Here is a 22,231-nt window from a genome sequence, read left to right as displayed (position 1 = left end):
AGTGGCACCATGAACCGTCGCAAGAAAATCAAACAGTTGCTGCAAGCACACCAGAAAAAAGCCGCCGCCAAACTGGCACCGCGCAGCAAGCCTAAATACATTTGCAAGGCCGATCGGTTGAAGCTGGCAGGTGAAGCCGGTACCCAGTGCCCGCCAACTCTTTGCCCGGAGCGTGATGCCGTATGTTGAAGTCGCTATTGGCCATTGGCGTCGGTGCCATGGTCGGTGCCTGGTTACGCTGGGGGCTGGGCGTCAAGCTCAATGCACTTTTCCCCGCCGTGCCGCCCGGTACGCTGCTGGCCAACCTCATTGGTGGCTACATCATTGGCTTGTCCATCGCCTTCTTCTCTGCATCGCCGTCGCTCAGCCCCGAATGGCGCCTGCTGCTGATCACCGGGTTTTGTGGCGGCTTGACCACGTTCTCCACTTTTTCCGCAGAGGTCGTGTCGCTTATCCAGGAGGGGCGTATTTCATGGGCCCTGGGCTCCATCGCTGTGCATGTCACGGGTTCTTTGTTGATGACTGCAGCAGGCCTTGCGACGTTCTACTTCTTCAGCGGGCGCTAAAAATCGGAGTAAAGCTGCTGCGGTTCCATTAGCATTGGGCGCTTGTCTGCTGCCTTGCAGGCACGATGAGCCCACCCTTGTCTTTTGAAACCGACGCTGCCCTCAATGACTGCCTTCTACCTCAAGTTCCTGATCACCCCGACCCTCATGCTGGCCATCTCGCTGGCCGCCAGGCGCTGGGGCACGCAGATCGGCGGGCTGCTCTCCGGGTTGCCAGTCACCTCGGCATTGGTCATGTTGTTCCTCAGCCTTGAACAGGGCCCGGGTTTTGCCTTGCAGGCGGTGCCTGGCGCATTGGCAGGGGTGGCTGCGGTACAAGCAACCTATCTGTTCTACTTCCTGGTGACACGGCGTGTGTCCGCCTTCACCGGTTGCATCACGGCCCTGGCGGTTTACGCCTGTACCGCCTTTATGATGAGCCGCTTGGGTGGGGTAGCATTGTCCGTCGGCGTGACGTTGGTCCTGCTTACACTGATCATCATCCTCAGCTCGAACAACACGCAGACCGGCGCCGCCAAGGTTGTGCCACTGCCGCGCTGGGTGATTCCCATGCGCATGCTCACGGCAACCCTGCTGTTGCTGGCGATCACTGCCAGTGCCCAATGGCTGGGGCCGGTGGCCAGCGGCCTGCTGGCACCCATCCCGGTGATCGCCTGGCCGCTGGCGGTGTTCGCCCATGTTCAGGGTGGCCACCAGGAGCTGGGGGCGATCGTGCGTGGCAATGCCATCGGCGCTGTAGGGGTGCTGGGCTTCTACCTGGCGGTGAAAAGCTCGATCGAGCCGTTGGGTACGGTACCGTCCATTACGGGTGCAGTCGTGCTGGCCGTGGTGGCAACGTTCGTGCTGGCGAAAATGCTCGGCAAACGCTGAGGGGAGGGCAGCCGTAGGGTTTCAAAGCCCTGCCCACAGGCCCCGCAGCATCTGCCAGCGCATTTCAGGCCTTCTGCTTTGCTTCACGCGGCGCGCTGCTCACCCTTGAGCATCTTTTTATGCGCTTGCATGGCTTGGCCCATTTCTTCCAGCAGGTCTTTGCTCAACAGCTTTTTCGCAGTGGGAAACAACTCGTCTTCCTCTTCTTCGATATGGTGCTCGAGCAACTCTTTCATCACTTTGACCCGGCCAGCGAATTCGAGCGTGCCGGTTTCGGTGTGCAGCAGGTCGGGTAACACCAGCGCGTCGACGGTGCGGTGTTCCTCTTTCGCCTCGTAATACATTTTCGCTTCTTCCTTGCCCCCGGCCTGTTTGATGGCTGGGTAAAGGATCTCTTCTTCCAGTGCGGTATGGATCTGCAACTCCTGTTCGATCCGGTGCAGGAGTTCGGCACGCTTTTTCACGGCGCGTTCGGTGGTCGAAGACAGTTCGTCCAGCAGCTTCTTAACCAGCTTGTGGTCCTGGATCAGCAGATCGATAGCGTTCATGTGGCACCTCATCGCGGTTTGGGAATCAAGGCCTTGGGATCAAAGAATGGGTTTGCCGCCAGTCACGGCATAGCGCGCGCCGGAGATGTAGCTGGCCTCATCGGAGCCGAGCAGGACGTAAACCGGGGCCACCTCGACCGGTTGGCCCGGCCGGCCCATCGGATAGGCTGACCCAAAGTTCTTCACCGCCTCATCGGGCATGGTGGCAGGGATCAGTGGGGTCCAGATCGGGCCTGGTGCCACACTGTTGACCCGCACCCCTTTGTCCCCCAGCAACTGGGCCAGCCCGGCGGTGAAGTTGGCGATGGCACCTTTGGTAGTGGCATAGGCCAGCAACTGGGGTGACGGGTCATCGGAATTGACCGAACTGGTGTTGATGATCGAGCTGCCTTTGGGCATCGACGGGAGCGCCCGCTGGCAAATGCGGAAAATGGCCGTGATGTTCACGTCGAACGTCATGACCCATTCGTCATCGTCGATTTCATCGAGGCTTTCGTGCGCCATCTGAAACGCGGCGTTATTGACCAGGATATCGATACGGCCGAACTGCTCCACGGTCTTGTCAACGATGTCGTAGCAGTGCTGTTTATGGGCCAGGTCCCCAGGCAGCAGGAGGCAGCGCCGGCCAGCAGCCTGGACCCACTGGGCGGTTTCCTGCGCATCGTCGTGCTCATCGAGATAAGCGAGGGCAATGTCCGCGCCTTCGCGGGCGTAGGCGATGGCGACTGCACGGCCGATCCCGCTGTCGGCACCGGTGATCAGCGCTATCTTGCCGGTGAGCCGACCGCTGCCGGTGTATGTGTGCTCTCCGCAGTCCGGGGTGGGCTCCATCTTGCGCTGTGAACCCGGAACGCTTTGCGGTTGTGAGGGAAACGGAGGGGTGGGGTAGTCACGCATGGTGCAAGCTCCTGCAGTTGGAAAGCGCATACCTGTTCGAAAGATGCCACAAGGGTTTGTTGAGCTCGATCGTGCATTGGACCGACGGGCGGTTGGGGGGGCTTCGTGACTGAATTTTCATTGCCTACCCGGTTCTACCGCTTAAGCGCCTACCGCCATCCGTGGTATGGCTCAGCTACTGCCAGGAGTCGCCACGTGCCGCGAATCATCACCCCTACCACCCCTGAACACGAGATTGATGCACACAATGCGAGGATGTTTGGTTCGCCGAAGGAGCGGCTGGACTTCTACCGCAGGGAAATCCAGTACGAAACCACCATCCTGGCCAACCGCACCGATGCCTATCTGGCCGCTCAGTCCTTTCTGGTCATCGCTTTCGTGTCGTCCATGGGCAACCTGAACCAGAGCTGGGGGGAGATGTTCACCCTCCTGGTGCCTGCCTTTCTGGCTTTGCTGGGCGTGATGAGTACGCTCAATGCCTGGCCAGGCATTCGCGCGGCGTATCGCATCATCGATCACTGGCAGGTCAAGCAAAGCAATCTGCTGCTCAGTGAGCCCATGATGGGCTTGGCCTACGATGAATCGCCGCTGTTCTGCGAGGCGGAAACCTCCCGGGCAGGGCACCGTAAGTCACTGCTCTTTTCGCTGCGTACGCCTTGGCTCTTTCTCGGTTTCTGGCTGTTGCTGGGCAGTTACTCGATTTATATCCAGCTGGCATGATCAGATTCACTGCTGGGAGTTGCACCAAAGCGATAAGCGGTGGTACACCAGATCCGATGTAGCCTACAGCCGCTTCTGCAGGGGCTAACCTTAGAACGGCATTTCTCAGCGCCCTGGATGACTATTGATGCAGCAGCTGCCCCCTGATGAGACCATTCGTGCCGCCCTCAGGAGATCCCAAGCCCGGCTGCAAAGGCAGCATGAGCTGGTGGTCGAGTACGCGGTCATGTCGCTTAAATCCACCAACCTGGATGAGTTGCTGGACCAGGCTTGCGCATTGGTCGCAAAAGGCATGCAAACCCGATTCGCCAAGATCCTCATGCCCATTCCCGATACCGACCGGTTCCTGCTGACGCATGGGGTGGGGTGGGATGAGGCCGATATCGGCCACGCTACCGTGGGCGCCGACGAGGCCAGCCCTGCCGGGTTTGCCATGCAGACCTACCGGCCTGTGATTTCCAATCATCTGGGCCAGGAACATCGCTTCAGAACGCCGGAATTGCTGAAAAAGTACGGTATCGAGCGTGCCATCAACGTGCCTATCAGGGGCGCATTGCTGCCTTACGGGGTACTCGAGGCAGACAGTAGCGATGGTGAAGACTTCATTGAAAGCGATCTGGTCTTCCTTGAAGGTATCTCCAACGTCATCTCCATGGCGGTAGAGCGGCTGACCGCAGGGGCTGACGCTCAGTTGGTCGACCCCTATTCGGAAAGCATGCTCAACGCCAGCCCGGACTGTGTGAACGTGCTGTCCAGCAGCGGTGACATCGAGTTCATGAACGAGGCTGGGCTGGCGTTGATGCACATCGACGACCTGGCGCAGGTCAAAGGCCAGCCATGGTTGCAGCTTTGGCCTGACGAGTCGCGCCCGGCCGTGCAGGAGGCTTTGCAAAAGGTCGCCAGAGGCGAGTCGACCCGCTTCGAAGGGGTCTGCCCTACTGGCCAGCAAGTGCTCAAATGGTGGGACGTCACGGTCGCCCCGGTCCTGGGCGCCGATGGCCAGCTGGAAAAGATCATTGCCGTATCCAGAGACATTACCGAACGGCACTATTACGAGGCCCAGTTGCTGTCGCTGATCGATTCTCAGAATTCCAGGCTCAACAAGACCGACCTGCATCTCGAAGAAATCCATCACCGCGTCAAGAACAGCCTGCACCTGGTCAATACGCTGCTGCTGTTGCAAGCGAACCTGACGCCGGATGCCGCGGTAAAGCTGCAGCTGGAGACGGCGGCGGGGCGGGTCTTGACCATTGCCAGCGTGCACGAACGGCTCTATCAAACGGCCGATCAGGAGGTACTTGCCTGCGACTACCTCAGCGCCTTGCTCGGTGACCTGGGAAGGGCGCTGGCCGATCGCAAGATCGTCCTTGACGCTGACCCGTTCACCCTGCTGCCGGCGAGGATGGCACCGCTGGGGCTGGTCATTTCAGAACTGATCACCAACGCCCTGAAATACGGCAAAGGCACCATCGAAGTCAGTGTCCGCGATGCCGGTGATCACGCCTTGATCACCGTGACCGACGAGGGTGATGGTTTTCCTGCTACCTATCCCAAACCGAGCGGGACGGGCCTTGGAATGCGGCTTGTCAGAAGTTACTCAGGCTATGGAAGCTCGGCGATCTCGATCGATGCCTACAAAGGCAAAAGCACCATCCACGTTCGCTTCAAACTTTGACGGCCAAGCGCGCCCGGCGTCATGTCTGGAATGCACTGATACCCGTGAATCGAGCGCCGCCTGGGCGGCGCCCGATCCCCTGAGCCCCGCCTGCTGCTACAGCACTTTGTCCAGCGTTATCGGAAACGCTCTGACGCGCTTGCCGGTGGCATGGTAAACGGCATTGGCAACCGCCGCCGCGACCCCCACGATACCGATCTCGCCCACCCCCTTGGAGCCAAGCTCATTGACGATGTCGTCATCCTCGTCAACGAACATCACCTCGATATCAGCGATATCGGCGTGCACCGGGATGTGGTACTCGGCCAGGTTGTGGTTGAGGATGCGCCCGAGCTGATGATCGGTTTGGGTCGCTTCCTGCAACGCCATGCCCAAGCCCCAGACCACGCCCCCGAGGATCTGGCTACGGGCGGTTTTCGGGTTGACCACACGCCCGGCGGCCACTGCGCTGACCACCCGGGTGACCTTGATCGTACCCAGGGCCTCGTCCACCTGTACCTCGACGAAGACGGCCGAATGGGTAGCGGTCGAGAACGGCGTGCGTCCGGCACCAGGCTCGGCGTCGATCTGCACCTGCAGCTCGCCGTCCGTGGACGTTGCGGCGATGCTGGCGATGGCGATACGGTGTTCCCCCGCTTGCAGGTAGCCTTGCGCGAAGGTCATATTTTCTACCGGTATTGCAGCTATTTCGGGAAAATTGTGCCGTGCGAGTTCCAGGACCTTGGTGCGCAGGGTCTGGCAGGCCTGCTGCACCGCCGAACCCACTGAGGACACCGTGAACGAACCACCCTGCAACGGCGCGGGCGGCAGTGAGGAGTCGCCCAGCAGGAAGGTCACGTCCTGTGGCAAGACCCCGGCAGCGTCCGCAGCAATCTGGGTCATCACGGTATAGGTGCCGGTGCCTATGTCGGTGGTAGCGCTACTGACGGTCAAATGCCCGCGGCTGTCGAAGCAGGCCCGGGCGCTGGCCTTCATCTGCAACGCTTCCCAGACCCCACCCGCCACGCCCCAGCCGATCAATTGCTGGCCCTGGCGCATGCTGCGTGGCTTTGAAGTACGTTTGCCCCAGCCGAAGCGCGCGGCGCCCTGGTCATAACAGGCCAACAGCTCTTTGCTGGAATAGGGTTTGCCGTCGTTGCCATTGTGGCTGGCGAAGTTGCGGCGACGCAGTTCGAGGGGGTCAAGGTTCGCGGCACATGCCAACTCATCCATCGCGCACTCCAACGCCAGCACGCCGGACGCGGCACCCGGCGCACGCATGTCCAGCGGGGTGTAGACATCCAGCGGCGCAAGGCGATAACTGAGCGCAACGTTGTCGCAGTGGTAGAGCATGCCGCTCCATTCCACCAGGTGTTCGGTGAAGTCTTCGAAGCGCGAGGTCTGGCCGAGCGCGTCGTGGGCAACCGCCAGCAGCTTGCCATCGGCCGCCGCGCCCAGGCGCAGCCGTTGCTGGGTACGGGGGCGGTAGCCGAAGGTGAACATCTGTTGGCGTGTGAGGGTAAGGCGCACCGAACGTTTCAGGTGCAGGGCTGCCATCACGGCCAGCGGCAACTGGTATTGCGGCCGCAGCCCGGAGCCGAAGGCACCGCCGACAAAAGCGGCGAGCACCCTGATGTTCTGTTTGGGCAGGCCGAACACCTTATGCAAGTAGTCCTGACAGTTCTGCGTGCCCTGGGTCTTGTCATGAATTTCCAGGGTGTCTCCCGCTTTGTAGAGAACGGTCGACGCGTGGGGCTCCATCGGGTTGTGATGCTCGATGGGCGTGTCGTAGGTGGCATCGACCCGTACTGCGGCTTGAGCGTAATACCCAGCGAAATCACCGCGGGGCTCTGGCGTTTCAGCGGGTGCCGGGTGCGTCTGGTCGAGCACCGCGCCCAGGTCGGTCTGGTGCGGCTCTTCGCTGTAGTCGATGCGCACCAGGGCGCCGGCATGGCGTGCCAGTTCAAGGCTCTCGGCGACCACCAGTGCCAGCGGTTGCCCGCTGTACAGCACACGGTCGTTGAACAGCGGCCGGAACGGGGAGCCTTCGGCCGAGTCGGCATCACTGTAATCGTCGTCATAGCTGGAAATGCGTGGGCGATTGGCGTGGTGCAGCACCGCGACCACGCCGGGCAACTGCATTGCCTGGGTCGTGTCGATGGCGCGCACCCTGCCGCGGGCGATGGTGCTCGATACCACACTGGCGTGCAGCAGCCCCGCCTCGGGGTACTCACCGGCATACCGCGCTGTGCCAGTCACCTTGGCCACGCCATCCACTCGGTCCAGGGGTTTGCCCACCACGTGGGTCGTCAGGCTCATGGCGTTGTCCTCTGAATGCTGGTGCCCCCCGCGGCTTCACTGAGCGCACGGACGATCGCGCGTTTGGCGAGTTCCACTTTGAATGCGTTGTGGCTCAGCGGTTGAGCCGCTTGTAGCCACGCTTGGGCCGCGCGCTCGAAGAGCGCCTCGGAAACCCTTTGCCCTTGCAGGGTCATTTCCACGGCCCGGTCTCGCCAAGGCTTGTGCGCCACGCCTCCCAGGGCCACCCGGGCGTCCTGGATCACTTCGCCATCAAGCTTCAGTGCGGCGGCGACGGACACCAGGGCAAATGCGTAGGAGGCACGGTCACGAATCTTCAGGTAGCGGGCGTGCTGCGCAAATTCAGGGGGCGGCAACTCGATCGCGGTGATCAGCTCATCGGCTGAGAGGTGGTTGTCGTGTTGTGGTGTGTCGCCCGGCAAACGGTGAAAGTCGGCAAAGGGTATCTGCCGCGTTCCCGCCCGGCCTTGCACGTGGACCACCGCATCGAGTGCTGCCAGTGCCACACACATGTCCGAAGGGTGGGTGGCGACGCAGGCATCGCTGGCGCCCAGGATGGCGTGGCTGCGATTGAGGCCCGAGCGGGCAGGGCACCCGCTGCCCGGCTCACGTTTGTTGCAAGGGGTGCCGGTGTCATAGAAGTAATAGCAGCGGGTGCGCTGCAGCAAGTTGCCCCCGGTGGTCGCCATGTTGCGCAGCTGCGGCGATGCGCCGGCAAGGATCGCCTGGGACAGCAACGGGTAGTGCTGCTCGATCAAGGCATTCCAGGCCAGGTCGGCGTTGCTGACCAACGCGCCGATCAGCACGCCGCCGTTCGCAGTGGGCTCGATACCTTTCAAGTCCAGGGCAGTGATGTCGATCAGGCGCGCCGGGCGGACCACGTTCTCCTTCATCAGATCGACCAGGTTGGTGCCGCCGGCAATGAAACGGCTGGCGCCGTCCGCCAGGTTCACCGCTTCGCTGACCGAAGATGGCCTGTGGTAGCTGAAAGGCGTCATGGCTTCGGCCCTCCCTGCGGCTCGACGGCAGCCTGCATCAGCGGCAATGCCTCTTCGACCGCCGCGATGATATTGCTGTAGGCGCCGCAGCGGCAGAGATTGCCGCTCATGTGCTCGCGGATGTCTTCACGGGTGACGGCGCGGCCTTCGTGGGCCAGCCCGACGGCAGAACAGATCTGACCGGGAGTGCAATAGCCGCACTGGAAGGCGTCATGGGTAATGAAGGCGCGCTGCATGGGGTGCAGTTGCTCGCCTTGGGCCAGCCCCTCGACCGTGACCAGGTCGGCGCCGTCGCACATCACGGCAAGGGTCAGGCAGGCATTGACCCGCTTGCCGTCGCGCAGCACCGTGCAGGCGCCGCACTGGCCATGGTCACAGCCTTTCTTGCTGCCGATCAGGTCGAGTTGCTCGCGCAGCAGATCGAGCAGGGTGGTCCAGGGTTGGACGTGCAGCGACGTGCGTGTGCCATTGAGTGTCAGGCTGATGGGATGCCCATCGACACCCTGTTGGGAGTTGGTGCTCATGGGAAAACCTCACGGTCAGGAATGCATTCGCGCAATCAAGTGCGTCTATTCCCTGCGACTGGAAGGTTTTGCCAAACGTTCAGGTTTTATTCGGGGCTTGCGGTCATGCGCCGTGCTGGCAGGCTATGCCATCCATGGCAAACGGGCTCAACGGGCGACGGCTTGTTCTTCTGCCGAGGCGCCGAAGGACAGGTAGTACGCCAACCCCACGAAGATCGCGCCACCCACTGCGTTGCCAAGGAAGACTGCCGCCAGGTTGTGCACCAGCTGCCCCCAGCTCAGGTAACCGGCGAAGATCGCTGCCGGGATCAGGAACATGTTGGCCACCACGTGCTGGAAGCCGATGGCGACGAAGGCCATGATCGGGAACCAGATACCAAGCACCTTGCCGCTCATCTCACGGCTGGCGTAGGCCAGCCAGACTGCCAGGCACACCAGCCAGTTGCAGCCGATGCCGGAAACGAAGGCATGGAGGAAATCGGCGCTGGCCTTGCTGGTTGCCGCGGCCAGCGTCTTGCTCAGGTAGGCACCTTCAGTGAGCCCAAGCAAGTGGCCAAAGCAGTAGGCCACGAACAGCGCGCCCAGCAGGTTTGCCACGGTCACCAGGCCCCAGTTGCGCGCAACGTCCACCAGGCGGATGCGCCGGGCGAACATCGCCAGGGGCAGGCTCATCATGTTGCCGGTGAGCAACTCGCCGCCGGCCAGGATGACCAGGATCAGCCCGATCGGGAATACCGCGGCGCCCAGCAAGTTGCCCAACGAGGCCCAGGGCGCAGGGATCATGGCGCTGACATGGATGTCCAGCAGAAACCCCATTGAAATGAAGGCCCCGGCCAGAAAGCCCAGGATGAGCGTGGCACGGGCGCGCATGTGGGCTTTGCGGGTGCCGGCTTCGATGACCAGCTCGGTGATGCGGGAGGGGGTATTGACGGACATTTCAGTAACTCGAACGCAAGGACGGCGGTCACGCCATGAGGCATGTTCGCGGTCGGGGGTTAACAGAGGGCGCAGGGCAGTCAGCGAGGTATTCAGCAGAAGGGCAACACAGACAAACTCGATCGACTTCGTGGAGCGGGGCACGTTATCTGAGGCAATTTGACGCAGTCAAATCGATAGACTGGATGGCTTGATAGAGGCACTCGATGATGGGGGAGATGTGGGCGCTGACCTGATACCTGTCAGGGTTCGCAGCGCGTGCCGGCATCGAACCGGCCACCGTTGAAAACGTGGGGCTTGGGCTGTTGAGAAAACTCAGGAGGTAGTGCTGGGGGCCACGCTGCGCGAAAACCCCCGAGGCTTCGATTGCAGTGAAAATCAGCGGCGATAGTAGTGATGATCGGCTTCATAGCGGTGGTGCATGGCCCGCTCATGGCGGCGGTGCCACTCGCGGCGGCGTTCGGCTTCACGGCGCGCCTGCTCACGGCGCCACTGGTCGCGGCGCCATTGGTCACGACGCCAGTCGTCTCTGCGGTCGTGCCAGTGGCCGTCGCGCCGGTAACGGTCATCATGGGCCAGCAGCGCAGCGGGTTGGGCGGCTGTCATGCTCGCCAGGCTCGGCCAAGGGTTGTTGGCGGCCTCGTTGTACGCCTGAACAGGGGTGGCTTCGGTGGCAACGCGCGGCGCGGGTGCTTTCGCCGGTGTTGCGCAGGCCGAGCCCATTGCCGCGAACGCGAAGAGGCCGAGCAGCACTATCCGTGGAACTTGGAATTTCATGAGCGAAGACAACCTCTGATGGACATCGGGACGTTGGGCCATGGCGTCGCGGGCAAACCCAGGGGCAGCCAGCGACGTTCATCTGCCTGTTCACATAGACCCGTAATCAAAAAAAAGTTCTGGAAAACCGTAACTTAGTCATCTGGGTTGCAACGCCGTGTGCTCGTCCAAGGGCGTCATCGGCCGCCAGCAACGGTATACTCCGTACCTTTGCCAGCGCCCCGGAGACAGCCATGCGGCAGGTTTTACTCATCATCGACGTACAGTCCACCTTCAGCCCGCCCGAGTGGCTGGTCGATGGTGTGCGTGCGCTGTCTGCGATGATCCCGACCATTGCCTCGGTGCAGTTGCACGATGAACAGGTCACGCCGTTCGAGCGGCAACTGGGCTGGCACCCGGCAGCAGAAGACGAGAGCCTGGTCGAGGCCGACAAGGTCTTTATCAAGCATGGTTACAGGCAGACTGCCGAGACCATCGAGTACATCAGGGCGCTAGGCGTGGAACGGGTATTGGTCTGCGGGTTGCAGACCGAGACGTGTGTGCTTGCCGCCGGCTTCGCGCTGTTCGACGCGGGGCTCATGCCGACGTTGATCACCGACCTGACCGTGGGGTCTTCCCTGGATCGCTCAGGGAAAATGGGCATCGAGTTGTGGAAGCATCACTTCGGTAACGTCATCACCCGGGCTCAGGTGCTGGCCGAAGGGGGCGTCTGAACACGCTCCAGGCTGGTCGCTGATCCACACGAGTGGGCGCGATGGATCAGCGCTGGCCATGCGCTTGAATGTTTCTGAATCGAGCATGGCGCTTACCTGGCCGACCTTGGCAAGCAGCTGGTCGGCGAAATCTGGGTTGATGATGCCGCTGTCTTCCACGGACACACCATGACCTTCGTGCTGGATCGCCAGATGGTAGTGGTTCACGCCGTGGTCGTTTTGGCTGCTGGCCAGCGTCACGATGCAGCTTGGGCCGAGCACCGTGGCCAGGCGTCGCTGCACCTGCTCTAGCAACGCGTGGGGTAATTGTTGTTGCAGCATGGAGGGATACCTGCCAGGCGAGTTCTAGGGGGAGTCAGCTTAGGCAAACGGACTGTCAACTTGGGTTAAGCCGGGGTAAAAGCGTGTAAGACTCGCGCCCAGGGCACCACCCCGCTCCTGGCAAAGTCAGAACGTCTGCCCCAACGAGAACTGGAATATCTGCGTCTCGGCGTTCTCCGGCTTCTTCACCGGCGTGGCAAGACTGAACGTCAGCGGCCCCATGGGGCTGTACCAGGTCACCCCGACGCCCAGTGACACCGCCAGTTGGTCCAGGCTCACGCTGCCGCAACCCTGGGTGGTGGACAGGTAGCAGGTGTCGGAAAACACGTTCCCAGCGTCCACGAAAACCGAGCTGCGCAGCTGCCGCTGGTCCTTGATGAAGGGCATCGGGAAGATGTACTCGGCGCCGCCGGTTATGAGGATGTTGCCGCCCAGTGCATCGGTGTCGCGGTCGGAGTAATAGGCCTGGCCGGCACTTGCGTAAGTACCGGTGGCCGGCGTATTGCGTGGGCCCAGCGAGCCATCCTTGAAGCCGCGCACCGAGCCCTGGCCACCGGCTGTGTAGTTCTCATAGAACGGCAGGCCTTCGGTGGAGCCGTACCCATTGCCATAGCCCAGGCTGGTATGCAGGCGCAGCGTGGTGCGGTCACTCAGCGGCAGGTAGGTCTGGCCGCTGTAGTCGAGCTTGTAGAACGACAGATCGCTGCCGGGCGTGGTGGCCATCAGCGTCAGGCTCTGAGAGTGGCCTCGGGTTGCCAGCACGCCTTTGTTCAAGGTCGACTCGGACCAGCCGATCGAAGCCTTCAGGTTGTTGAAGCTTTCGCCCTCGCGCTGGATGAAGTCATAGATCTCGTCGGCGCTGTAGGTGCCGGGTGAGATGTCGTCGTGTTGCAGGGTCAGGCCGTAGGTCAGGCGCGATGTTTCGCTGATCGGGTAGCCCAGGCTGACGCCCGCGCCATAGCTGTTGATGGCGTAGTAGGAAACACCGTCATCGTAGTAATCGCTGTAGTCGGTGCTGCTGTAGAACAGGTTGTAGCCCAGGCTTACGCCATCGTCGGTGAAGTACGGGTTGGTGAAGCCGAAGTTGTACTTGGTCTGGTATTCCGAGCGGGTCAAACCGATGGAAACCTTGTTACCCGTACCGAGGAAGTTGGTCTGGCTGATCGAACCGCCCAGGATCAGGCCGGCGCTCTGGGCGAAGCCCACGCTGGCAGTGATCGAGCCGGACGCCTGCTCTTCGACGCTGTAGTTGACGTCGACCTGATCGTCGGTACCCGGCACTGGCGGGGTCTCGACGTTGACTTCCTTGAAGAAGCCCAGGCGCTCCAGACGGGTCTTGGACTGGTCGATCAGGTAGGTCGAAGCCCAGCCGCCTTCCATCTGGCGCATTTCGCGGCGCAGCACTTCGTCTTCGGTCTTGGTGTTGCCGCGGTAGTTGATGCGGTTGACGTAGGCACGCTTGCCCGGGTCGACCACGAACATGATGTCGACGGTGTGGTCTTCGTCATTGGGCTGTGGCACGCCGTTGACGTTGGCGAACGTGTAGCCTTCGTTACCCAGGCGGCGGGTGATCAGCTCGGACGTGGTGGTCATCACCTTGCGCGAGAACACCTGGCCCGGCTGCACCAGCAGCAGCGACTTGACCTGGTCTTCCGGCACCTTCAGGTCACCCGACAGCTTCACGTCACGAACGGTGTACTTCTCGCCTTCGTTGACGTTGACGGTGATATAGACGTGTTTCTTGTCCGGGGTGATCGACACCTGGGTGGAAGCGATGTCCATGTTGATGTAGCCGCGGTCCAGGTAGTAGGAACGCAGGCGCTCCAGGTCACCGGAAAGCTTTTCGCGGGCGTACTTGTCGTCGTTCTTGAAGAACGACAGCCAGTTGGTGGTCTTGAGCTCGAACAGCTGCGACAGCGCTTCATCGTCGAACACGGTGTTGCCAACGACGTTGATGTGCTGGATGGCAGCGACGGTGCCTTCGTTGATCTTGATCCTCAGGGCAACCCGGTTGCGCGGCTGCGGCACCACCTCGGCGTCGACCTCGGCTGAGTAGCGGCCCTGGGCCACGTACTGGCGCTGCAGCTCGTTACGCACGCCTTCGAGGGTGGCACGCTGGAAGATCTCGCCTTCGGCCAGGCCCGACTGTTTCAGGCCCTTCATCAGGTCTTCGGTGCTGATCGCCTTGTTGCCTTCGATCTCGATGCTCGACACCGACGGGCGCTCGACCACGTTGATGATCAGGACATCGCCGTCGCGGTTCAGCTGAATGTCCTGGAAGAAGCCGGTCTTGAACAGCGACCGGGTCGACTCCACCAGGCGCCGGTCATCGGTCTGATCGCCCACGTTCAGGGGCAAGGCACCGAAAACGCTGCCGGCGGATACCCGCTGCAGGCCGTTGACCCTGATGTCGGCGATCCTGAACGGCGCGGCCTGGGCCACGCAGGCTTGTAGCAGCAGGATGGGGAGCAACAGACGCGGGTAGTTCATCGGGGGTTCCAGGCGGGCGTGAGGGAGGCTGAGCAGGCTCGGCGAAGGCGCGCGGCGGCTGCCAGGCAAGCGGGCGATGAGGATAAGGGCGGGCTGTGTTTGGCGCGGTTAACCCAAGGTAAAGATGTGTAAAGTTCGCCCTGCTTGCGGTGACAGCCTGGCGCGGCAGGGCGATCATGCGCGCTTTGCAGCCCTGCCTACGCGTACCCCCCATGATTCCTGTGCTTTTGGTCGATGACGACCGTGAACTCACCGAAATGCTTGCCCTTTACCTGGCCCGCGAAGGCTTTGAGGCAACCGCCGTGGCAAATGGCGAAGAGGGCGAGGCTCACGCGTTGAGCGGGGCTTTTCGCATCGTGGTGCTGGACGTGATGCTGCCGGGCATCTCAGGGATCGAAGTATTGCGGCGTATTCGGGCTCGCAGCCAGGTCCCGGTGCTGTTGCTCACCGCCCGTGGTGACAACATCGACCGCATTGCCGGCCTGGAGCTGGGCGCCGATGACTATGTGCCCAAGCCCAGCTCGCCGGGCGAACTGGTGGCGCGCCTGCGTGCGATCCTGCGCCGGGTGCAACCGCACGCGTGGGCTGAAAGCCAGGCTGGCGAAGTCCTCGGCACAGGGGCGCTGACTTTATGGCCAGGGCGCCGCAAGGCCCAGTGGGCGGCGGCTCCTCTGGACCTGACCGGGACTGAATTCAGCCTGCTCGAAGCGTTGGCTCGCCAGGCGGGCCGACTGGTGAGCAAGCAAGAGCTGTCGCTCAACGCCCTGGGCCGGCCGCTGACCCGTTACGATCGCCGCATCGATGTGCACATCAGCAGCATCCGACAGAAACTCGGGCCACGCGCCGACGGCAGCAGCTGGATTCAGAGCGTACGGGGCATGGGCTACATGCTGATCATCGAATGATGCGCCGGCGCCTGTTCTGGAAGCTGTTCCTGGCCTTCTGGATGGCCAACTGCCTGACGTTCCTGGTGGGCGCGGGGGCCTTCATGCTCGACGACCTGCGTGGCGACACCCCGGCGCTGCGTTCGCTGCTGGTTACCGAGCTGAACATGTTGCACAGATACGGAGAGCAGGCTGGCCGCCAGCTGTTGCGGGTTTCGCCCCAGCCTGAAGGTGTTCAGGTGGGGCTGTATGACGGCACCGGCCACTTGCTGGCAGGCAGGCCTGTACCCGAGGCCCGCTTCGAGCGGGCGCTGCTCGACCAGGGCGGTCGGGCGTTGGTGTTGCGTGCATCGGTGGCGACCCGCCTGGACGAACTACCACGCCCGCGGAGCATGGGCCCGCTGCTCACCGGGACCTTGATGAGCGCACTGTTCGCCTTGCTCTGCAGCCTTTACCTGACCAAGCCTTTGGCATGGCTGCGCGAGGCCATGGAGCAGGTCGCCCAGGGCCGGTTCGAGGTGCGCGTCAAGCCGCGCCTGGGCAAGCGCCGCGACGAGATCGTCGACCTTGCCGAAGGCTGCGACCGCATGGCCAGCCAGCTCAAGGCGCTGGTCGAGGCTCAGCAGCAACTGCTGCATGATATTTCTCATGAACTGCGCTCGCCACTGACCCGCATGCACGCGGCCATCGGCTTGGTACGCCAGCAGCCGGAGCGTGCTGAGATGCTGGAACGCATCGAGCGCGAATCCCGGCGCATGGATGACCTGATCGAGCAACTGCTGACCCTGGCACGTGTCCAGTCACAGCCGGGCGATGGCAATAGCCAAGCGTTGGATGTGGTCGAGTTGCTGGCGCAGATCGTCGAGGATGCCCGTTTCGAGGCCAGCATGAAGCAGTGCCAGGTGTCGCTGAGCGCGGATGCAGCATGGTTGACCTGCGGGCATGAGGAACTGCTGTATCGCGCCTTCGAGAACGTGGTGCGCAATGCCGTACGCTACACAGCGCCTGGGACTGAAGTGCGGGTGCTGGCGCTGCTGGCCGACGGCGGCGACCAGCTGGAAGTGGCCATCATCGACCAGGGCCCGGGCGTGGCCCCGGCGCGCCTGCAGAGCATCTTCGAGCCGTTCGACCGGGGTTTGGACAGCGGCAGCGATGGCTTCGGCCTGGGTTTGGCGATCGCCCGTCGGGCAATCGCGCTGCATCAGGGCTCGATCAGCGCCCAAGCGGGCGAGGGAGGGGGGTTGCGGGTGAATATCCAGCTGCCGAAGCGGGTGTGAGCGAACCCCCAGCCGCCGCCTGATTCGCAGCCGACTAGCGCCCGAGCATGACCGTCTGCAGCCTTGCCTGCGCCTGCTGCACGGTCTTGGCCTGGTTGTTCAGGTCCGCCAGCAAGGCATTCAACTCAGCCTGAACGGTTGGGTCGGACACTTTCACGATGGCCCCGTTGATTTCTATCTTTTCCTTGTGCGCATCCACGTAGTCGGCCACCTTCAGGCTGCTGTCCAGGGTGCCGTTGATTTGCGGCAGCACGTCCAGGAAGGTGTCGGCCGGGACGCTGACGGTGCGCTCATAGGCCTTGTCGTACACCACCTTGAGGTCTTCCGGCTGCTTGAGCTGGGCATGGGCGGTGTCCGCCTTGGCCTTTTGCTCTTGCAGCTGGTTGCCCATGTCGTTCAGGCCGGTCTGCACGGCCTTGATGTCGTCACGGCGGGCAGTGACGTCATTGAGCGAGCGAACCGCGCCTTTTTGCAGCAGGTTGCCCAAAGGCTGCACTGCGGCATCCATCGCGCCGTTGAACTGGGTGATGACGGCGTAGTGATCGCTGTAGGGGCCAAATGCCTTGGACTCGTCTGCGCTCAGCTTGGGCACATGCACGCCTGGCTTGTCGACGATACGGGTCTGCAGGAATTCGCTGAAGGCGGCCCGTTGCTTGGGTTCGCTGTCGCCGCAGGCGGCAAGTACCAGGGGCAGGGCAAGGGCGAGCAGCCAGCGGGGCTTGAATGGGACGTTCATGTCGGTGAATCTCCTGAGTGCATGGGTAGGCCTGCGCACCGGCAAGCGCTGCGCGGCGGTGCAAGGGTAGCGTTTCTCAGCCTGCGGATCCAATCCGGCATTCACGGCCTCTCCAGGGCCACCCGCTTTACCTGTCGGGCAACTCGAACCCAGGGATCTGCCGCCCCAGCTTGCGTGCCTGGACATGCAGCACGCGCATCAGGTGCAGGGCCGCCTGTGACGGCGGGTCAAAACGCGAATGGACGAAGCTGATATCGAAGTGAATCTCGTCGGCCAAGGGCACCACGGCCAACCCGCTGTCCTGTGCCACGAATTCATCGATCACGCTGATACCCATGCCTTGCTTGACCAGCGCCACGGCCTCGTTGGCATTGGTGAACGACAACAGCGAGTCCAGGTGCAGGCCACGGCGGGCTATTTCCTCGGCCAGCAACTTGCCGAACGGCATGTCCGGGCGGAACAGCAGCAGCGCATGGCCTTCCAGCTGCTGCAAGCTCAGGCTTGGCTGCTGTGCCAGGGGATGATCGACGGGCATTACAGCGACCATGCGCCCACGCATGAATGCCTGTGAATGCAGGTGGTCGTGCACCACCGGCAGGGCGGCGATAGAGAGGTCGACCTTCTTCGACAGGATCTGGTTGGGCATCTCGCCCATCAGCGAGGTCTGCCATTCGATCTGTAGTGCAGGCGCCTCACGCTTGAGCTGGGCCAGGGCGGTGGGGATTACCACCGTCGACAACGAGGCGCTGCAGGAGATCCGCAGCTTGCGATGGGCGCCGGTGGCCAGCGCCAGCGCGCATTCATTGACTTGCAGTGCTGCCTGATACACCCGCTCGACCTCACGGAACAGGATCTGCGCCTCGGCGGTGGGCACCAGGCGGTTGTTGATGCGCTCGAACAGGCGGTAGGCCAGGCGCCCTTCGATGTAGCCGATGAGCTTGCTCACCGCCGGCTGCGAGACATACAGCATCTTCGCGGCAGCGCTGATCGAGCCGGTCAGCATGACCGCCCGAAACACCTCCATGTGCCGCAGTTTGAATACCAGTGCACTGGCGTCGCTGCCTTCTTTGCCGGGAAGCATGAGCATTACCTTAGGTTATGGTCTTCGCCATCTGTGTATGAGCGCCTCGGCGACGCCCGCAGTATCGTGGGCCCAGGCTAATCGCCCGTGGTGGCGAACAATAACAAGATCTGCAGGCAAGCGCAGTGGCGCTTGAAGGAGCCGCCTTTGAACATCTTTGATGAACCGAAGATCGATTGCCATAACCATTTGTTTGACCCTGCACGCTTCGCCTATCACCCCGATGCGCCGTACGCACCGTCCGGCCAGGAGATCGCGCCGCTGGAGCAGTTCAACCAGGTGATGGAGGCCTATGGCGTGCGCCATGCCTTGTTGGTTGGGCCCAACAGTGGCTACCACACTGACAACCGCTGCCTGCTGCATGCCTTGGCGAGCGCTCAGGGCCGCTTCAAGGGCATAGCGGTGGTCGAGCGCCACATCAGCCTCGAGCAACTGGCCGCACTGCGTGAGCAGGGCGTGGTCGGTGTGGCGTTCAACCCGGCAATGTATGGCGTGCAGAGCTTGAACGACGCCGGGCCGTTGTTCGGCAAGCTTGCCGAACTTGGCCTGTTCGCCCAGATCCAGGTGTGCGACGACCAGCTCGTCGAACTGCTCGGCCTGATCCAGGGCAGTGCGGTGCGGGTATTGATCGACCATTGCGGGCGGCCGGATGCGGCCGGCGGTACCCGACAGGCCGGCTTTCAGGCATTGCTCCGGCTGGCGCGACAGGGGCGGCCCTGCGTGAAGCTCTCGGGCATGCAGAAATTCGCCAGCGCTGCTGCCCTGCATGAGCAAAGCAGCGTGTACGTACACGAGTTGATCAACGCCTTTGGCCCGCATGCCTGTGTGTGGGGTTCGGACTGGCCCTTCATCCGCCAGCATAGCCGGGTGGATTACGGCCCCTTGCTGAAGTTGGCCGAGCGCTTGATGCCAGACCCCCACCTGCGGCGCACCATCATGTGGGAGACCCCAAGGCGCCTGTTCGGGTTTGCCTGACGCCTGCACCTTTGCCATTCCAAGAACAAGAGAGCAATTGCCATGAATGCTGACCAGCCTATCGGCGCCGAGGTGTTCGACACCCCCGCGCGCCAGCAGCAACGTACCCGAACCCGCTTCATGATCCTGGCGCTGATCTCAGGCGGCACCATGATCAACTACCTGGACCGCAGCGTGATGGGCATCGCCGCGCCGAGCATCAGTGCCGAACTGGGCCTCAACGCGGCGATGATGGGGGTGATCTTCTCAGCGTTCTCCTGGACCTACGCGGCGGCACAGATCCCTGGCGGCATACTGATCGACCGGCTGGGCACCAAGCTCACCTACTGGCTGGCACTGACGCTGTGGTCGCTGTTCACCGGCCTGCAGGGCCTGGCCCAAGGGTTTCTGTCCTTGCTGGGCATGCGCTTTCTGGTCGGTGTGACAGAAGCACCGTGCTTCCCTACCAACAGCCGCGTGGTGGCGACCTGGTTCCCGCAAAGCGAGCGGGCCAGGGCGACCGGTATCTATACCTTTGCCGAGTACACCGGCCTTGCGTTCCTGACACCCTTGCTGTTTTGGGTCTTGCACGCCTACGGCTGGCGCTTTCTGCTGATGGCGGTCGGGTTACTGGGCGTGCTCTACGGGTTGGTCTGGTGGCGTAAATACCACGAGCCGCACCAGTCCACCACGGCCAACCAGGCCGAGCTCGATCATATCGCTGCCGGCGGTGGGGTGGTCGATGGTGGCCAGAAAGCCACTGTCTTTGCGTGGTCGCAGATCCCGGCGCTGCTCAAGCACCGCAACATGCTCGGTATCTGCCTGGGGCAGTTCGCCTGTAACTCGACCAATGTGTTCTTCCTGACCTGGTTCCCGACCTATCTGGTCACTGAGCGGCACATGCCTTGGCTTAAAGTCGGTTGGGTAGCGGTGCTGCCGTTCATCGCCGCTTCGCTGGGCACGCTGGTCGGCGGCTGGCTCTCCGATGCCTTGCTGCGCCGGGGCTACTCGCTGAATGTGGCACGCAAGCTGCCAGTCATCGCCGGCCTGCTGACCGCCTCGGTGATTGTCCTGGCCAACTATGTCGAGTCGGACGTTCTGGTCATCGCCATCCTGTGTATCGCCTATTTCGCCCAGGGCATGTCCGCCCTGGCCTGGATGATCGTTTCCGACATCGCGCCCAAGGGCTTGCTGGGCCTCAGTGGTGGGCTGTTCAACCTGTTCGCCAACGCCGCCGGCATCGTTACCCCGCTGACCATCGGCCTGATCGTGACGGCCACCGGGTCCTTCGTCTGGGCCTTGGTCTTCGTCTCCTCGATCACCGCCCTTGGCGCGCTGTGTTACCTGTTCATGGTGCGTGACCTGCGTCGCCTGCCGGATATTCCCTGTGTTGAAAAAGGAGCTGAACAATGAGCCAACCCCTGCAAGGGCAAACTGCGATCGTGACCGGTGGCATGCGTGGCATCGGCCTGGCCATCGCCCAACGGCTGCACTGCGCCGGTGCCCAGGTGGTGATCTGGGACCTCGAAGTGGATGGCTGGGACAGTGTCGGCAACGGTTTCGAGCCAGTGCTGCGCCAGGCCGTGGATGTCGCCTCACTGGCCACGGTCGAGGCGGCATTCGCTGAGGTGCTGGCGCGCGTGGGGCAGGTCGAAATCCTGATCAACAACGCTGGCATCAACGGGCCGGTGGTACCGTCCTGGGAGTACCCGCCGCAGGCCTGGGACAAGGTCATCGCCATCGACCTGAATGGCGTCTTCTACTGCTGCCGAACGGCCATCCCGCATATGCGCGAGCGCGGTTATGGGCGGATCGTCAACGTGGCATCGATGGCGGGCAAGGATGGCGTGCAGTACATCAGCGGCTATTCGGCTGCCAAGGCCGGGGTCATCGCCTTCACCAAGGCCGCAGCCAAGGAACTGGCGCAGGAGGGTGTGTCGCTCAACTGCATCGCCCCGGCGATGGTCGAAACGCCGCTGATGGCTGAGATGACGGAGGAGCATATCGCGGCGAGCAAGGCCAAGATACCGATGGGGCGTTTTCTCAAGGCTGAGGAAATTGCCAACATGGTGGCCTGGATCGCCGGGCCGGAATGCAGTTTCACCACAGGCTTCGTGTTCGACCTCAGTGGTGGGAGGGCGACCTATTGAGGCCCCTTGCGGTTGCCCACCTTACCGCGCTGGACCTTGCGCCGCAGGCGTTGGTGCGTGAGGCTGGCAGTGCCGGTTTCAACGCCGTGGGCTTGCGGCTGCACCCGGTGATGCCGGGGGCGCAGGCTTACCCGCTGGCGGCGGGGGGGCAGGCGTTGCGAGAGGTGAAGGCCGTGATGGCTGGTGAGGGTGTGAGTGTTGCCGACATCGAGTTCGTCTCGCTGACGCCGCAACTGCAGGTTGGCGATTGTTCAGCCTTGCTGGCCGCAGGTGCTGAACTGGGCGCCACCAGCCTTACGGTATCCGGGGATGACGAAGACCGTGTGCGGCTTGCGCACAACTTCGCGGCGCTGTGTGAAATGGCCAAGGCGTATGGCTTGCGTGTGGATCTGGAGTTCATGCGCTGGAGGCCGGTGGCCACCCTGCAGCAGGCGTTGGCTGTGTTGCACATGGCTGGGCAGGACAACAGCGCGGTACTGGTGGATGCGCTGCATCTGTTCCGTTCGGGCGGGAATGTAGCGGCACTTGCCGACGTCGACCGGCGCTACCTGCGGGCGGTGCAACTGTGCGATGCGCCGCTCACGGCGCCGGCTGAGGCACTGATTATCCAGGAGGCGCGTGAAGGGCGGTTGTTGCCGGGGCAGGGGCAGTTGCCACTGGCAGCACTGTTGGGCGCGTTGCCGGTGGAGGTACACGTGAGCGTGGAAACGCCTTCGATGATGCTTGGCGGTGAAAACCGCTTGCAGCAGGTGCTTGCAGCGACGCACGGTTGGTTGAGCAGTGCTGGCCTGCAGTGAGGCCTGTTGAAGGCTTGCA

General features: G+C 62.5%; 23 protein-coding genes. 12 read left to right on the top strand and 11 right to left on the bottom strand.

Annotated features, from left to right (window positions below; all coding sequences use genetic code 11):
* Positions 1-9 precede the first annotated feature (9 nt).
* The 3 genes from OSW16_RS14875 (at position 10) to OSW16_RS14865 (ending at position 1,436) form a co-directional block, all read left to right on the top strand.
* Positions 10-189, top strand: coding sequence for a DUF2986 domain-containing protein (locus OSW16_RS14875; RefSeq protein WP_267816317.1), 180 nt, complete (start codon positions 10-12; stop codon positions 187-189).
* A complete protein-coding gene (gene crcB / locus OSW16_RS14870) occupies positions 183-566 on the top strand; it encodes a fluoride efflux transporter CrcB (RefSeq protein ID WP_267816315.1) in 384 nt (127 codons plus the stop codon). Before OSW16_RS14875 ends, crcB begins: the two co-directional genes overlap by 7 nt.
* Before the next feature lie 105 nt (positions 567-671).
* The gene (locus tag OSW16_RS14865; RefSeq protein WP_267816313.1) at positions 672-1,436 is read left to right on the top strand and encodes a hypothetical protein; all 765 of its coding nucleotides are present in this window, start codon (positions 672-674) and stop codon (positions 1,434-1,436) included.
* Between the two features lie 83 nt (positions 1,437-1,519).
* Here OSW16_RS14865 and OSW16_RS14860 read toward each other — a convergent pair whose 3' ends face one another.
* Both OSW16_RS14860 and OSW16_RS14855 read right to left on the bottom strand, forming a co-directional pair.
* The gene (locus tag OSW16_RS14860; RefSeq protein ID WP_241803606.1) at positions 1,520-1,984 is read right to left on the bottom strand and encodes a hemerythrin domain-containing protein; all 465 of its coding nucleotides are present in this window, start codon (positions 1,982-1,984) and stop codon (positions 1,520-1,522) included.
* 39 nt (positions 1,985-2,023) lie between these two features.
* Positions 2,024-2,881: an SDR family oxidoreductase gene (locus OSW16_RS14855; protein WP_241803605.1), complete on the bottom strand. Its 858-nt coding sequence runs from the start codon at positions 2,879-2,881 to the stop codon at positions 2,024-2,026.
* 195 nt (positions 2,882-3,076) lie between these two features.
* Here OSW16_RS14855 and OSW16_RS14850 point away from each other — a divergent pair, with 195 nt between their 5' ends.
* Positions 3,077-3,601, top strand: coding sequence for a hypothetical protein (locus tag OSW16_RS14850; protein ID WP_241803604.1), 525 nt, complete (start codon positions 3,077-3,079; stop codon positions 3,599-3,601).
* A gap of 127 nt (positions 3,602-3,728) precedes the next feature.
* Complete coding sequence (locus tag OSW16_RS14845; RefSeq protein WP_267816308.1) at positions 3,729-5,276, top strand: sensor histidine kinase; 1,548 nt, start codon at positions 3,729-3,731, stop codon at positions 5,274-5,276.
* A 96-nt stretch (positions 5,277-5,372) separates the two neighbouring features.
* On the opposite strand, the gene OSW16_RS14840 is transcribed toward OSW16_RS14845, so the two are convergent.
* The 5 genes from OSW16_RS14840 to OSW16_RS14820 form a co-directional block, all read right to left on the bottom strand.
* Positions 5,373-7,574: a xanthine dehydrogenase family protein molybdopterin-binding subunit gene (locus OSW16_RS14840; RefSeq protein WP_267816305.1), complete on the bottom strand. Its 2,202-nt coding sequence runs from the start codon at positions 7,572-7,574 to the stop codon at positions 5,373-5,375.
* Positions 7,571-8,572: an FAD binding domain-containing protein gene (locus OSW16_RS14835; protein ID WP_267816302.1), complete on the bottom strand. Its 1,002-nt coding sequence runs from the start codon at positions 8,570-8,572 to the stop codon at positions 7,571-7,573. The genes OSW16_RS14840 and OSW16_RS14835 overlap by 4 nt, the downstream gene beginning before the upstream one ends.
* Positions 8,569-9,096, bottom strand: coding sequence for a (2Fe-2S)-binding protein (locus tag OSW16_RS14830; protein ID WP_267816300.1), 528 nt, complete (start codon positions 9,094-9,096; stop codon positions 8,569-8,571). Before OSW16_RS14830 ends, OSW16_RS14835 begins: the two co-directional genes overlap by 4 nt.
* A 147-nt stretch (positions 9,097-9,243) precedes the next feature.
* Positions 9,244-10,032: a formate/nitrite transporter family protein gene (locus OSW16_RS14825; RefSeq protein WP_267816298.1), complete on the bottom strand. Its 789-nt coding sequence runs from the start codon at positions 10,030-10,032 to the stop codon at positions 9,244-9,246.
* Between the two features lie 378 nt (positions 10,033-10,410).
* Positions 10,411-10,809, bottom strand: coding sequence for a hypothetical protein (locus OSW16_RS14820; protein WP_267816296.1), 399 nt, complete (start codon positions 10,807-10,809; stop codon positions 10,411-10,413).
* Positions 10,810-11,042: 233 nt separating this feature from the next.
* On the opposite strand from OSW16_RS14820, the gene OSW16_RS14815 reads away from it, so the two are divergent.
* On the top strand, positions 11,043-11,522 hold the full coding sequence (locus OSW16_RS14815) for an isochorismatase family protein (RefSeq protein ID WP_267816294.1): 480 nt from the start codon (positions 11,043-11,045) through the stop codon (positions 11,520-11,522).
* On the opposite strand, the gene OSW16_RS14810 is transcribed toward OSW16_RS14815, so the two are convergent.
* Together OSW16_RS14810 and bamA are read right to left on the bottom strand one after the other, a co-directional pair.
* Complete coding sequence (locus OSW16_RS14810; protein WP_267816292.1) at positions 11,436-11,843, bottom strand: hypothetical protein; 408 nt, start codon at positions 11,841-11,843, stop codon at positions 11,436-11,438. The genes OSW16_RS14815 and OSW16_RS14810 overlap by 87 nt on opposite strands.
* A 126-nt stretch (positions 11,844-11,969) precedes the next feature.
* Positions 11,970-14,333, bottom strand: coding sequence for an outer membrane protein assembly factor BamA (gene bamA / locus OSW16_RS14805; protein WP_267816290.1), 2,364 nt, complete (start codon positions 14,331-14,333; stop codon positions 11,970-11,972).
* A gap of 212 nt (positions 14,334-14,545) precedes the next feature.
* On the opposite strand from bamA, the gene OSW16_RS14800 reads away from it, so the two are divergent.
* Both OSW16_RS14800 and OSW16_RS14795 read left to right on the top strand, forming a co-directional pair.
* Positions 14,546-15,238 carry a response regulator transcription factor gene (locus tag OSW16_RS14800; RefSeq protein ID WP_267816288.1) on the top strand — a complete coding sequence of 231 codons (693 nt, stop codon included), beginning with the start codon at positions 14,546-14,548 and terminating at the stop codon, positions 15,236-15,238.
* Positions 15,235-16,494: a HAMP domain-containing sensor histidine kinase gene (locus tag OSW16_RS14795; protein WP_267816286.1), complete on the top strand. Its 1,260-nt coding sequence runs from the start codon at positions 15,235-15,237 to the stop codon at positions 16,492-16,494. Before OSW16_RS14800 ends, OSW16_RS14795 begins: the two co-directional genes overlap by 4 nt.
* A 34-nt stretch (positions 16,495-16,528) precedes the next feature.
* On the opposite strand, the gene OSW16_RS14790 is transcribed toward OSW16_RS14795, so the two are convergent.
* Together OSW16_RS14790 and OSW16_RS14785 are read right to left on the bottom strand one after the other, a co-directional pair.
* Positions 16,529-17,230 carry a DUF3053 domain-containing protein gene (locus OSW16_RS14790; RefSeq protein ID WP_267816284.1) on the bottom strand — a complete coding sequence of 234 codons (702 nt, stop codon included), beginning with the start codon at positions 17,228-17,230 and terminating at the stop codon, positions 16,529-16,531.
* A gap of 127 nt (positions 17,231-17,357) precedes the next feature.
* Positions 17,358-18,311 carry a LysR family transcriptional regulator gene (locus OSW16_RS14785; RefSeq protein ID WP_267816282.1) on the bottom strand — a complete coding sequence of 318 codons (954 nt, stop codon included), beginning with the start codon at positions 18,309-18,311 and terminating at the stop codon, positions 17,358-17,360.
* 147 nt (positions 18,312-18,458) lie between these two features.
* Here OSW16_RS14785 and OSW16_RS14780 point away from each other — a divergent pair, with 147 nt between their 5' ends.
* Genes OSW16_RS14780 through OSW16_RS14765 form a run of 4 tightly spaced genes read left to right on the top strand, consistent with a single transcriptional unit; the run spans position 18,459 to position 22,212 of the window.
* Complete coding sequence (locus tag OSW16_RS14780) at positions 18,459-19,286, top strand: amidohydrolase family protein (protein ID WP_267816280.1); 828 nt, start codon at positions 18,459-18,461, stop codon at positions 19,284-19,286.
* Positions 19,287-19,328: 42 nt separating this feature from the next.
* Complete coding sequence (locus OSW16_RS14775; RefSeq protein ID WP_267816278.1) at positions 19,329-20,678, top strand: MFS transporter; 1,350 nt, start codon at positions 19,329-19,331, stop codon at positions 20,676-20,678.
* Entirely contained in the window at positions 20,675-21,415 is a 741-nt protein-coding gene (locus OSW16_RS14770) for an SDR family NAD(P)-dependent oxidoreductase (protein WP_267816276.1), read from the top strand. The genes OSW16_RS14775 and OSW16_RS14770 overlap by 4 nt, the downstream gene beginning before the upstream one ends.
* Complete coding sequence (locus tag OSW16_RS14765; protein ID WP_267816274.1) at positions 21,412-22,212, top strand: sugar phosphate isomerase/epimerase family protein; 801 nt, start codon at positions 21,412-21,414, stop codon at positions 22,210-22,212. The genes OSW16_RS14770 and OSW16_RS14765 overlap by 4 nt, the downstream gene beginning before the upstream one ends.
* Positions 22,213-22,231: the final 19 nt, after the last annotated feature.

It is taken from the genome of Pseudomonas putida (assembly GCF_026625125.1).
Taxonomy (GTDB): domain Bacteria; phylum Pseudomonadota; class Gammaproteobacteria; order Pseudomonadales; family Pseudomonadaceae; genus Aquipseudomonas; species Aquipseudomonas putida_X.
The sequence above is the reverse complement of the archived record's forward strand: the minus strand, read 5'-3'. Positions and strand labels throughout refer to the sequence as shown.